The sequence below is a fragment of the Neisseria sp. genome (assembly GCF_041804105.1).
Lineage (GTDB): Bacteria > Pseudomonadota > Gammaproteobacteria > Burkholderiales > Neisseriaceae > Neisseria.
This window is the reverse complement of the sequence record NZ_JBHCJY010000053.1, coordinates 1-11,579: the sequence shown is the minus strand read 5'-3', so window position 1 is coordinate 11,579 and position 11,579 is coordinate 1. Positions and strand designations below refer to the sequence as shown.

General features: G+C 52.5%; 15 protein-coding genes and 3 tRNA genes. 10 read left to right on the top strand and 8 right to left on the bottom strand.

The genetic code is table 11. From position 1 onward, the window contains the following. The first annotated feature begins 105 nt into the window (after positions 1-105). Both ACEYDX_RS05005 and ACEYDX_RS05000 read left to right on the top strand, forming a co-directional pair. Entirely contained in the window at positions 106-348 is a 243-nt protein-coding gene (locus ACEYDX_RS05005) for a type II toxin-antitoxin system Phd/YefM family antitoxin (protein ID WP_373740929.1), read from the top strand. Then, positions 345-731 (top strand): type II toxin-antitoxin system VapC family toxin, encoded by a 387-nt coding sequence (locus ACEYDX_RS05000; protein ID WP_373740928.1) that lies wholly within the window; start codon positions 345-347, stop codon positions 729-731. Before ACEYDX_RS05005 ends, ACEYDX_RS05000 begins: the two co-directional genes overlap by 4 nt. A 55-nt stretch (positions 732-786) precedes the next feature. Here ACEYDX_RS05000 and ACEYDX_RS04995 read toward each other — a convergent pair whose 3' ends face one another. The 3 genes from ACEYDX_RS04995 to ACEYDX_RS04985 are packed head-to-tail and all read right to left on the bottom strand — an operon-like array spanning position 787 to position 2,976. Beyond that, positions 787-1,482, bottom strand: a complete 696-nt coding sequence (locus ACEYDX_RS04995; protein WP_373740973.1) for a hypothetical protein — start codon at positions 1,480-1,482, stop codon at positions 787-789. Between the two features lie 7 nt (positions 1,483-1,489). Then, positions 1,490-1,807, bottom strand: a complete 318-nt coding sequence (locus tag ACEYDX_RS04990; RefSeq protein ID WP_373740927.1) for a hypothetical protein — start codon at positions 1,805-1,807, stop codon at positions 1,490-1,492. Positions 1,808-1,827: 20 nt separating this feature from the next. Beyond that, positions 1,828-2,976, bottom strand: coding sequence for a hypothetical protein (locus ACEYDX_RS04985; protein WP_373740926.1), 1,149 nt, complete (start codon positions 2,974-2,976; stop codon positions 1,828-1,830). A 125-nt stretch (positions 2,977-3,101) separates the two neighbouring features. On the opposite strand from ACEYDX_RS04985, the gene ACEYDX_RS04980 reads away from it, so the two are divergent. Further along, entirely contained in the window at positions 3,102-3,485 is a 384-nt protein-coding gene (locus ACEYDX_RS04980; RefSeq protein WP_373740925.1) for a helix-turn-helix domain-containing protein, read from the top strand. 70 nt (positions 3,486-3,555) lie between these two features. Here ACEYDX_RS04980 and ACEYDX_RS04975 read toward each other — a convergent pair whose 3' ends face one another. The 5 genes from ACEYDX_RS04975 to pyrB form a co-directional block, all read right to left on the bottom strand. Then, the gene (locus ACEYDX_RS04975) at positions 3,556-3,687 is read right to left on the bottom strand and encodes a hypothetical protein (RefSeq protein ID WP_373740924.1); all 132 of its coding nucleotides are present in this window, start codon (positions 3,685-3,687) and stop codon (positions 3,556-3,558) included. Positions 3,688-3,789: 102 nt separating this feature from the next. Next, complete coding sequence (locus tag ACEYDX_RS04970) at positions 3,790-4,617, bottom strand: GNAT family N-acetyltransferase (protein WP_373740923.1); 828 nt, start codon at positions 4,615-4,617, stop codon at positions 3,790-3,792. Positions 4,618-5,353: 736 nt separating this feature from the next. After that, positions 5,354-6,058 carry a hypothetical protein gene (locus ACEYDX_RS04965; RefSeq protein WP_373740922.1) on the bottom strand — a complete coding sequence of 235 codons (705 nt, stop codon included), beginning with the start codon at positions 6,056-6,058 and terminating at the stop codon, positions 5,354-5,356. A 503-nt stretch (positions 6,059-6,561) separates the two neighbouring features. After that, positions 6,562-7,020 (bottom strand): aspartate carbamoyltransferase regulatory subunit, encoded by a 459-nt coding sequence (gene pyrI / locus ACEYDX_RS04960; protein WP_373740972.1) that lies wholly within the window; start codon positions 7,018-7,020, stop codon positions 6,562-6,564. A 45-nt stretch (positions 7,021-7,065) separates the two neighbouring features. Then, a complete protein-coding gene (gene pyrB, locus ACEYDX_RS04955) occupies positions 7,066-7,986 on the bottom strand; it encodes an aspartate carbamoyltransferase (protein ID WP_373740921.1) in 921 nt (306 codons plus the stop codon). A gap of 537 nt (positions 7,987-8,523) precedes the next feature. On the opposite strand from pyrB, the gene ACEYDX_RS04950 reads away from it, so the two are divergent. From ACEYDX_RS04950 to ACEYDX_RS04920, 7 genes are all read left to right on the top strand, one after another. Beyond that, complete coding sequence (locus ACEYDX_RS04950) at positions 8,524-9,972, top strand: OmpP1/FadL family transporter (protein WP_373740920.1); 1,449 nt, start codon at positions 8,524-8,526, stop codon at positions 9,970-9,972. A 93-nt stretch (positions 9,973-10,065) separates the two neighbouring features. Then, a complete protein-coding gene (gene rsmD / locus ACEYDX_RS04945) occupies positions 10,066-10,629 on the top strand; it encodes a 16S rRNA (guanine(966)-N(2))-methyltransferase RsmD (protein ID WP_373740919.1) in 564 nt (187 codons plus the stop codon). A gap of 128 nt (positions 10,630-10,757) precedes the next feature. Then, positions 10,758-11,009 carry a YfhL family 4Fe-4S dicluster ferredoxin gene (locus ACEYDX_RS04940; protein ID WP_373740918.1) on the top strand — a complete coding sequence of 84 codons (252 nt, stop codon included), beginning with the start codon at positions 10,758-10,760 and terminating at the stop codon, positions 11,007-11,009. A 98-nt stretch (positions 11,010-11,107) separates the two neighbouring features. Then, positions 11,108-11,191: transfer RNA gene (locus ACEYDX_RS04935), tRNA-Tyr, on the top strand. Between the two features lie 37 nt (positions 11,192-11,228). Next, positions 11,229-11,302: transfer RNA gene (locus ACEYDX_RS04930), tRNA-Gly, on the top strand. A gap of 6 nt (positions 11,303-11,308) precedes the next feature. Continuing rightward, positions 11,309-11,383: transfer RNA gene (locus ACEYDX_RS04925), tRNA-Thr, on the top strand. Positions 11,384-11,429: 46 nt separating this feature from the next. Next, a partial coding sequence (locus ACEYDX_RS04920; protein ID WP_040669951.1) for a GTP-binding protein occupies positions 11,430-11,579 on the top strand: 150 nt, incomplete at its 3' end.

Below are 11,579 nucleotides of genomic sequence, written 5' to 3'. Positions count from 1 at the left end.
CTGAAAAATTTTTCAGACGGCCTTTTATTGCCATTTGTTACTTAGTCCATTAAACTTAGTTTAACTTAATCCTGTTTCAAAACCTTTTGAATAGAAAGGGTAATCATGCAAATCGTCAATATCCATGAAGCCAAAACCCATTTGTCCAGGCTTACCGAAGCGGTGGCACAGGGCGAGCGGTTTGTGATTGCCAAGGCAGGTAAGCCTGTTGCACAGGTCGTTCCTTACCATAACCCTCCGAAAGCGCCCAAGCGTATCGGCTTCTTACCGGCTTTGGTGGTTCCCGATGATTTTGATACCTTGGCTGACGATAAAATCCAAGCCCTGTTTGCGGGGGAGGGTTCATGAAATATCTGCTCGATACCCATCTGCTGCTGTGGGCGGCTGGCGACAGCCCCAAACTGAGCGCAGATGCGCGCGCCATCATAGAAAACGAAGACAACGAGTTATATTTCAGCGCGGGCAGCATTTGGGAAATCGCCATCAAAACCGCGTTGGGCAAGCCCGAATTTCAAGTCAGTGCCAGCCTGTTCCGTCGCCTGTTGCTCGACAACGGTTACCAAGAGTTGCCCATCGACAGCCGCCATGCCGCGCTGACCGAAACCCTGCCGGATATTCACAAAGACCCGTTTGACCGCATTCTGATTGCACAATCTCAAACCGAAGGTATTACGCTGATGAGTGCCGATGAGAAAGTGATCGCGTACGGACATACGGTTTTGGGTGTGTGAGACAGCAAAGGCAAAGGCCGTCTGAAAATTTTTCAGACGGCCTTTGCCTTACAGTTTATCTAAATCCGCGCTCGGTTTTGAAGTCCGACAAAATCCGGTTCATTTCCGGCTCGAACAGCGCAATATATTTATCTGATAAGCCGCGGCTGGCACTGGGGTGGGGCAGGCAGACTACTTCACAGTGTTCAAAGGATTGGAAACGGACTTTGAAGCGCGTTCCGTCAGATGCTTTCTGTTCAACCTTTAACGGTGCGGTTTGCTCGCCGACAATTTGTTTAAAGCGCGGCAATACGTCGCGGTGATTCAGGTAATCCATCAGTCTGCTGCCCATGAAGAGAATCACTTTCGGGCGCAGTTTTTCGATATGGTAGAGAAAATTCTCGATGTGTTCGGGCTGGATAAATTTGTTTTTGTTGTCGATTTGGTTGCCCTGAGTGGCTGCCCAATTGGTCAGTACGATGGATTTTTCAAATGCACCGCCCAAATCGTTTTCATCTAAGGGGTGCCCCCACAGCTCGAACCATTTTTTAACCGCATTGTCGTAACGCCACTTTTTCGCCTGTTCGCCGTAATGACGGGCTCTGTTGGCGAAAGTATGCTCAGTTTCGGTTTCGGGCTGATGAAGCTCTCCTGCCTCATAAGCCGCTTCATCGGCTTTGCTCCAGCCCCACTCGTAGCCGCAAATCATCAAACCGTTTTGATCGTTATAGCCTTGAAACAGGCTGTTGCCTAAGTTTAAATCTGACATGATGTTCCCTTTACCATAAATGTAAAACCAATTGGCCGAATGCAGCCAAAATCGTCTTGCCGTTCATATCGTAAGTATTGTTTAATCTCGCTCCGGTTTTCGGTTTGATTTTGTCGCCGTCCATTACCCATGTATTGCTCAATCTTGCCCCCGTTTTGGGTTTCAATTCCCTGCCGTCAAAAACCCAGGTATTGTCCAAACGCGCCCCTGTTTTCGGCTTTAATTCTCTACCGTTGAAAATCCAAGTGTTATCCAAGCGTGCGCCTGATTTGGGTTTTAACTCGCTGCCGTCGCACACATAATCGCGCGGTAAAATAATCTTGTTCATGTTATTAACCCTGTTTTTTGTTAAAGGGACTGTTCTTTTGCCTGTTGCACAAATAATTGAACTGCACTCGCGATTTCATCGGCCATTTCGTCCACCATCTGCTGCATGCTTTGCGGGTGGTTAAAATGGACAAAGTCGCCGCTTAATTCGGCCGTATCGTTCAAGTTCCAAAAGTTCAAGCGGTATCGCGAAGGATTTTTCCAGCCGAACCAATGTTGGTTAGCACCTTGAAAATACTGCGCTTGGCTGATGGCAACCAGTTTGTTTTCAGACGGATAAGCCGCATTCGGATTACGTTTGAAACCGATGCAGAGATCGTTTTCGATTTCCACTTTAAAATCGACCTGTTCGCCCTGTTGCGTGTGATAAATCGGAAACTGAATACCGAAATAGCGGTGGCGGTTGCGTGTGCGGGCATAATATTCGCGTACGTCATTGGTGAAATCCTGCTGCTCGATTGCCATTTCAGGCAGTTTTTCGCGCAAACGTTTTTGCAGTTCATGCCAAAACATGGTCTGCATTTGATATTTGTCCAGTTTTTGGCCTTCTACATACAAATCGCATTGGTGCAGCAATGACTGCACCAATTCTTTGCTAATAGCCTTGCTGTCGGTGCTGTACAAATCGCTTTTCAAAATCGCTACAATCGCAAACAGTTCTTCCGAAAAATCGGCATAAAATCGGGCGATGAGTTCGTTTCGGTCGCCATGAGCAGTTTTCAGGCGCACGGTAAAATGATTCATCTTGCGGATTAAGTTGGTAACACTCTCAAATATCGCTTTGGTGTTTTCATCATTGCTGTGCATTTGGATATAAGAGAGCTGGAACAGTAAATCCTTTAATTCGTCTGTGCCGTCGTTGCCGTTTTCCATACGCGAAATAGTGATTTTGCCGTCTTGTACGATTTCTTTCAGTTTATCCAGAAATTCATGATAGACTTCTTGTTTCTTTTCAAATACTTTTAAACTTTTGTCCCGTTGTTCTTCCTGCGCGGTCTGGCCTTGCAGCAGGAAAACGGTAACAATCGCGGTTAAAATTGCACCGATTGCGCTGTTATTGATTTCCTCGACAATTTTGGGCAGCGTATTTTCATAAATCATTGAAAATACGAACAGACTTAAGGTAATGGACAGGCAGATTCCTAAAAAGGAAAGCAGTTTTTTAGACATGAAAATATCCCTTTGATTTTAAGACGTTAAATAGACCATTTTATTTGTCATGCGCTTGCCTAGCCAGTGTCCAAAAGTTTAAAATCTATCCTTAAAATTTAACCATCTATACAGAAAGTTCAATTATGGAAACCCACGAAAAAATCCGCTTGATGCGCGAACTGCACAAGTGGTCGCAGGAGGACATGGCGGAGAAGCTGGAAATGTCGGCAGGCGGGTATGCCAAGATTGAGCGAGGCGAAACGCAGTTGAATATTCCGCGTTTGGAACAGTTGGCGGCGATTTTTAAGGTGGATATGTGGGATTTGTTAAAGTCAAATAACAGCGGTTTGGTGTTGCAGATTAATGAAGGCGATAGTGGTGGCGACATTGCCCTTTATGCTTCCGGAGACATGAACGGCAGGCTGGAATTGCTGAAACAGGAATTGAAGCATTGCCGTGAAATGCTAGCGCAGAAAGAACGGGAAATCGAATTGTTGCGCCAATTGGTTGATACAGTGGGCAAATAAAATATAAAAGGCCGTCTGAAAATTTTTTCAGACGGCCTTTTGTTTGAATCCGCTTTGGAATGCCCGGGTTTTATTTCACGGTGGTGCGGCTGGTTTCGATGCCGGTTTTGATTTCGCCGTACATTTGGCTGCTGCCGCTGTCGGAAACGGAAGAGCAGGCGGAGAGCAGGATGAGCAGGGATGAGGTCAGTAGGGTTTTCATGGGTTTCCTTTCTCGGGAAGCGGTTTTCGGAATGGATGCGGCTGCGTGTATTGCGGACGGTATGTTGCGGAACAGTGCGTAACGGATTGTAGCGGGCCGTTATCAGGATACCGACGGGCAGCGCAGGTGCAGGGCGCTGACTTCGAAGCCGTTGCAGAAAAACAGGCGGTGGGCGTCGGTGCGGTCTTGGCGGGCGTGTACGTTGAGGTGGAGCTGTTTGATGCCTGCGTCGGCTGCGGTTTGGCGCACTTCGTTCAGGAGCCGTGTGGCGTAGCCTTTGTTGCGGCTTTGGGGGACGGTTACGATGTCATCGACGAAGATGTGGCGGCCGCTGGCGAGGTTGCAGGTTTCGCGGAAGCCGCAGACGGCCACGGCGTTGTGTTTGCCTTCTTCGAAGATGCCGATCAACCGGTAGCCGGCGGGACGCTGTACGTTGTTGACCTGTTCGACGAAACGCTGTACGTCGGTCAGGAGCGGGCGCAGGGTGCTGAGGGCGGCAAAGGCGGTGGCGGTTTCTTCGGGGTGGATTTCGCGCAGGACGGCGGTGTCTGCGGCCGTTGCGGGGGTTTCAGACGGCGTATCGGCTGTGTGTGCGGCGGGGCCGTCTGAAAGGGGTTGGGGTTCGGCGGTTTCGTTTGGTTCCGCAGCGGGTTCGGCTTGGTTGATGACGCGCAGGTCGTTGTCGGCGGCGAAGTCCATCAGGAAGCGGAACATCGGCGGGTTGATCTGTTCGAGTTTGGCGTCGATGGCGACGCTGCGGACGTTGTCGATGAGAACGGGATGAACCCATTGGTGGTAGGAAAGGCGGTGGTCTTTGTCGAAGGAGGACAGGATGCCGCAGAGACGTTCCGACCAGTCGCTCGGGCGGAAGACTTTGCCTTTGCTGGTGGTGCCGTGGATGATGATTTCGTAGGGTTGTCCGTTGGGCATGGTGTTTCCTCCGGAAAAGGTGGACGGTCGGTGCGGCTTGGTGCAGGTGGTTGTTTTTTATGGGAAACGGGTGTTTTCCTGCGGCTGCTTCGGTTTCGTTTGGTGGCGGGATTATAACCGACTGTGCGGGCAGTTCAGAAGAAAAACGGTGGAAAAATGTGAAAATTACACAAGATTACAACAGAAGCCGTTCGCATTTTTCAAGTGGGGCTTCAGGCCGTCTGAAAAGGTATTTCAGACGGCCTGAATGGTGTGTGGCGGATGGGAAGGGGGAAAGGGTTGGTGGGCGGGTAAAATGTTCAGGCCGTCTGAAACGTTTATCTAAACTTGAACGGCTCTTCTCTTGCGGGAGAAGGTACGGGTTGTTGGAACGCTAAACTTTTCAGACGGCATCAGCTATAAGCAAATGTCTGCCTGAAAATTTCAGGCCGTCTGAAAATATAAACGGTGGGTTTGCACCCACCTTACAAAATGTGGAAAACGGCGCTGGTTTGAAAACAAAACGGTAGATTTATTCCTCTGATTTTAAACACGTCGGCAACCTGCTCCCTCCCTTGTGGGGACTGGGGGATAAAACGTTCAGGCCGTCTGAAAAGTCTGCCTGAACCAACGGCAGCCGTCTGAAAACCTGCCTGAAAACCAAACGGCAGATCCGTTCCGTTGAGTTGAAACCGGCAAGCTGCTTTTGTGGAAATGGACGGTATGGACGGTTAGGCCGGGATAAGGCCGTCTGAAATCATCGGGCGGCGAATGCGCCTTGTTCTGCGAGAATTTTTACGGCACCCAAGTCCAAAATGCTTTCGGATTTGCAAGGTTCGCCGAATATGTTTCTGTATTCGGCGGTCAGGCGGACGGCTCCGTTCAGGCCGTGTTCGGACAGGAGCTGGAAGATGTCGGCGGTGTCGGCGAAAACGATGAGGCTGTGTTCGCCTGTGCCGAGTGTGTCGAGGCCGGTGTCGAACACGGGCAGGGCTTGCAGGTTGTCAATCAGGGCGCGGGCTGCGGGTTTGTCGGCCACGGGTGCGGCGCGGAAGCGGATGTCGGCGGCACGGCCTTTGCCGCTGTTGTGTATGTCGAGCGTGAGCAGGTAGGGGCGGTCTGCGGGTACAGTAACGGCGGCATGCAGGATGGGGTGGATGCTTTCGCGTTGGGCGGTTTGGGTGCGGCGGTGTTCTTCCGCGCGCAGGCGGATGCCGTACATGGCGACCAGGTAGGAAAGGTAGGCGACGGCGAGTGCGGCAACGGCGGCGAGGGTGGTGGGCAGTTCGGCCAGATGGTTTTGGGGGTTGAACCAGAGGCGGGCGGCCAAAAAGCCGGTAAGGAAAAACAGGATGTAGAGTGCGGGGGCGAAACGGCGGGATACGGTGGACGGGTTCATGGCGGTAGGCGTGTTCGGTTGCGGGTTGGGAAGGGCTTTGCGGTCAAAGCGTCGGGTGTGCATTTGCGGCTGCGGATGCCGTCTGAAAACGGATGCCGTGCGGCAGTGTAAGCGCATACTGTGATGCAGGCGCTAACGGGTCTTGCCGGTTGCTTCGTGGCGAATATGGATGCAGGGCGGCGGATTTTGGGTACGGCGGTATCGGCAGTCGGGGTGTGGTTCAAGCGCACGGTGGGGGTGCCGTCATTCCCGTGCAGGCGGGAGGCTGTTGTGGAGATTTGCAACGGCATGAATCAGTCTGTTCGGCATGGATTCCCGCCTGCGCGGGAATCACGCTTGCCAACGGAGCCGAATCCATCCGCACATCATCCGCTCGTCTTTCGATTTTCCGAAAGCGTGTTCGCCCCTGATGTAGCTAACATCTTGTTTGCCCGATGTTTAAAGGCCGTCTGAAAAGCATAACACAGCTTTTCAGACGGCCTTTGCGGTATGTGCCGAACGGTAATATAACGGAAAGAACGGATTCCCGTTGTCCCGCCGTTGCGGCATTTCTGGCGGAGGCGGGACTATGCGTCGGCCACCGAATCGCGGGTAAAGGTTTTTTCGCAGTAGTGGCATTTCAGCCGTGTTTGCTGCTGGTGGCTGCGTACATAGAAGCGGCTTTTGACCGGCTCGCTGTGGCTGGCGCAGTTGGGGTTGGGACAGCGGAACACTTCGCTGATGGTGTCGGGCAGCGACAGGTGCATTTTTTTGACGACTTTGAACTGCTCGATGCGGTTGACCACGGCTTGCGGGGCGAACAGCGCCAAGCGGTTGGCATCGTGTTCGCTGAACGATACGCCTTTGATTTTGATGATGTCTTTGCTGCCCTGCGTTTTGCTGGGCAGGTTGAAGCCGACGGTAACGGCGCTGCCGTAGTGCAGCAGTTTGAACTGGCGCAGGATGGTCAGACCGAGTCCGGCGGGAATGTGGTCGATAACCGTGCCGTTTTCGATGGCTTCGACGCTCAGTTTTTTGTTTTCCATGTCCATGTTTGGATTCCTTTCAATTCAATCTTTTTTCAGACGGCATCACACTTCTTCGTTCAACACCAGCGACAGAATCGCCATGCGTGCGTACACGCCGTTGACAGCCTGTTCGAAATAGTAGGCGTAGGGCGTTTCGTCGACATTCGGATGGATTTCGTCGACGCGCGGCAGCGGGTGCAGGATGCGCAGGTTGGGTTTGGCATGGGCGAGCATGGACGCGTCGAGGTTGAATTTGCCTTGGATTTTGGCGAATTCCTGTTCGTCGAACCGTTCGCGCTGGACTCGGGTCATGTAGAGGATGTCGGCCCATTGGGCGGCTTCTTCGAGACTGTTGAGGATTTGGTACGGGCAGCCGGCTTCGTCGAGTTCTTCGGTAATGTAGTCGGGCATGGCGAGACTGGGCGGTGAGACGAATGCGAATTCGCAGCCCCAGCGTTTGAGTGCCTGGGCGAGCGAGTGGACGGTGCGGCCGTATTTCAAATCGCCGGCCATGGCGATTTTCAAACCGTTAAGCGTGCCTTGCGTTTCGTAAATCGTTACCAAATCGAGCAGGGTCTGGCTCGGGTGCTGGTTGGTGCCGTCGCCGCCGTTGATGACGGGAACGGATGAAAATTCTGCGGTTACGCGTGCCGAACCGTCGCGCGGGTGGCGTTGGATGATCGCGTCGGTATAGCCGGAAATGATGCGGGCGGAATCGGCCAGCGTTTCACCTTTTTTGGCGCTGGTGTTGCCGCCGTCGGCAAAACCGATAACTTTGCCGCCGAGACGTTGTACGGCGGTTTCAAACGACAGCCGTGTGCGCGTGGACGGCTCGAAAAAGCACGAACCGATGAGTTTGCCTTCGAGCAGGTCGCTGCGCGGCTCTTTTTTGAGCTTTAAGGCCGTCTGAAGCAGCAGTTCGAGTTGGGGGGTAGTCAAATCCGAGATGGAAATGATGTGTTGTCGGTAAAGCAGGTTGGCCATCGGGTTTCCTTTCAACAATAAAAAAGCCCGTGTAAACACGGGCTTAAAGAAAACGGAAAACAGCAAGTCCGCTGCATGAGGCAGCACGGCAGATGGTGCGGTTTGTAAAAACGGCAGGTGTCATGGCGGCAGACTTAGGACTGGAATTCAAACGGCTGTGATTATCGCACGGATTCGATGCCGCACGCCATACCGGAAAGGAAAAAACTTTTTCAAGACAGCATATTAGCATGCCGTTGGAAAATTTCGATGCAAAATGGCCGGAACGTGCGGGCTTTCATTCGCGAACGTATTGCCATTGTCGGTATTGCCATTGTCGGTATCGGCGTGTCCGTATCGGGGAAACCGCAGACCTTGTGTAAAAAAAAGCATTTGAAAACCCGTCTGTTTTCGATAGAATCGAGCACCTACTTTAAAACGGCGGAATACGGCGGGCAGCAAGACTGTATTCCGCCGTTTCAGACGGCCTGCTCGTGCCGATGCATCCAGGCAGGGCATTTTTCCGATCAGCATTGTTTTGGGAAACCGATTACAACCATGAAATCCATTTTCAGCATCCGGCACACGGCATTCATCGCCGCCGCATTTTACGTTCAGACGGCATCGGCTTCGGGCTACCATTTCGGTACGCAGTCCGTTACCGCGCAGAGCACCGCCAACTCCGCAGGAGCAGAAGCGGCGGACGCGTCCACCCTGTTTACCAATCCCGCGGGCCTGTCGAAACTCGGCGGCAGCGAAATCACGGCGGCGGCCAATCTGGTTGCCCCGCACATCAAATACAGCAATGCCGAGGCGCAGCACAAGCGCACGGGCGCAGCGGTCGAAGGCGAAACCGGCGGTAAAATCACCGATGATGTCACGCTTGCGCCGCATCTTTACGGCGCATATAAAGTCAACGACGGCGTGGCTGTCGGCGTGGGCGTGTATGTGCCTTTTGCATCGTCCACCGAATACAGCGAAAAATCGGTGTTGCGCCACCATCTGAACCAGCTCGGGCTGACATCGGTTGCGGTCGAACCCGTGGTGTCGTTCAAAGTGAACGAACGGCATTCGTTCGGCGTGGGTGCGGTTGCCCAGCATTCAAGTGCCGAAATGCGCAAGTTTGCTGATTGGGATGTCGGCGGAACGGTAAGCGCGCTGGCAAGCGCACAGGCTTCGCGCGCGGCCGGACGGCCCGTTGCCGTCGATGCTACAGGCAAAGCAGACGGCCATGCTTCGGTCAAAGGCAAAGACTGGGGGTTCGGCTACCACCTGGCTTGGCTTTGGGATGTGAACGACCGCACCCGCATCGGCGTGAACTACCGTTCCAAAGTGAAACACAATCTTGAAGGCACGGCCGATTGGAAAGCCGACGGCGAGTATGTGAAACCGGTGTTCGACAGTCTGATTGGCCGTCCCGTTGCCCAAGGCGGCAGGGGGTATGTGCCGGGTGAAAAGGCTTCCGTGGAAATCGTTACCCCCGAATCTTTGTCGGTACACGGCATGTTCAGGGCCAGCGACAAACTCAATCTGTTCGGCGATGTAACTTGGACGCGCCACAGCCGTTTCAACCGTGCCGACCTGACGTTTGAAAACGCAAAACATATCGCTCTCAACGGCGACGGTACACCGCGCCTGTCCGACCGTACCGTCATCCTGCCCGACTGGCGCGATACATACAGAGTGGCGTTCGGCGGTTCCTACCAATACAGCGAACCGCTGCAACTGCGTGCCGGCATCGCGTTTGACCAAAGCCCCGTGCGCAGTGCCGAAAGCCGTCTGAATACATTGCCCGACGGCAACCGCATCTGGTTTTCCGCAGGCGCGAAATACCTATACCGCAAGAAACACGTTTTCGATGCCGCTTACAGCCACATCCACATCAACGATACGGCCTTTAAGGCCGCGCCTTCAGACGGCACAAATGTGGACAGCAAAGGCGGCGCGCGCGCGGATTTCAATAATTATGCAAACATCGTCGGACTGCAATACAGTTACCGTTTTTGATTCGGAAATTCTTTTAGTTCCGGTAAGCATAGGAAGCAGGCCGTCTGAAAAGTTTTCAGACGGCCTTTAAAATCAAACAGGAGCGGCAACATTATGTCGAAGCACGGCAAACACCAAAACCAAGTCCGCATCATCGGCGGCAGTTGCAGGGGGCGGAAGCTGAACTTTTCCGCCGCCGAAGGCCTGCGCCCGACCCCGGATATGGTGCGTGAAAAGCTGTTTAACTGGCTCGGTCAGGATTTGACCGGAAAAGTAGTGTTGGATTTGTTCTCGGGCAGCGGCGCATTGGGACTGGAGGCCGCATCGCGCAACGCCGCGCGGGTGGTTATGGTGGAAAACAATCGCCAAACGGTGCAGGTTTTGCAGCAAAACATCAAGCTGCTCGGATTGTCGCAGGTGGAAACGGTGTTTTCAGACGGCCTGTCGTATTTGAAACACACTCATGAAACATTCGATACCGTATTTCTCGATCCGCCGTTTGCGTGGCAAAACTGGCAGGTGTTGTTCGCATTGCTCAAAGGCCGTCTGAAAGACAATGCAGCAGTCTATATAGAAGCAGGCCGTCTGCCGGATTTCCCCGATTGGCTGCAAAGCCACCGCAGCGGCAAAGCCGGATTGAGCGGTTTCGAATTGCGGCTGTATGTGCCAAGTGTCTGAATCATATATGGTTTGATAATCATTTCTACGGTAAAAACATCCCAGTATATCTGTCTGAAAAGAACGATGCCTGTGCTATAATCCGCCGCCATCGGTTTTGAAAATCCAAATTAAGAGGAAAATAAAAAATGTCGCTCTTTATTACAGATGAGTGCATTAACTGCGATGTCTGCGAGCCGGAATGTCCCAACGACGCCATCTCGCAAGGCGAAGAAATCTACGAAATCAACCCGAATCTGTGTACGCAGTGCGTCGGACATTACGACGAACCCCAATGTCAACAGGTCTGCCCGGTCGACTGTATCCTGATTGACGAAGAAAACCCCGAAACCCACGACGAGTTGATGACTAAGTATTACCGTATCGTAGAAGCAAAATAAACCCCATATAAATCATTTCGTTGGTTGGTGTGGCAGGGATTTTTAAAAATATAGCTTGACGCGTTTAGTAAGGTTGGATAGTATCACGGCTTCACTCAGGTGGGATTCCCGAGCGGTCAAAGGGGGCAGACTGTAAATCTGTTGCGAAAGCTTCGAAGGTTCGAATCCTTCTCCCACCACCAAAATCCAATCTTACTTGGAGCAGATTGAAGTAAGTCAGCGGGTGTAGCTCAATGGTAGAGCAGAAGCCTTCCAAGCTTACGGTGAGGGTTCGATTCCCTTCACCCGCTCCATTACAGGCCCATGTAGCTCAGGGGTAGAGCACTCCCTTGGTAAGGGAGAGGTCGGCAGTTCAATTCTGCCCATGGGCACCATCTATTGTTTACCCGAAACCCAAAGTTTTTAGGATAGGAAATTGCCATGGCAAAAGAAAAATTCGAGCGGAGCAAACCGCACGTAAACGTTGGCACCATCGGTCACGTTGACCATGGTAAAACCACACTGACAGCAGCGCTGACCACCATTCTTGCCGAAAAATTCGGCGGTCAGGCCAAAGGTTACGACCAAATC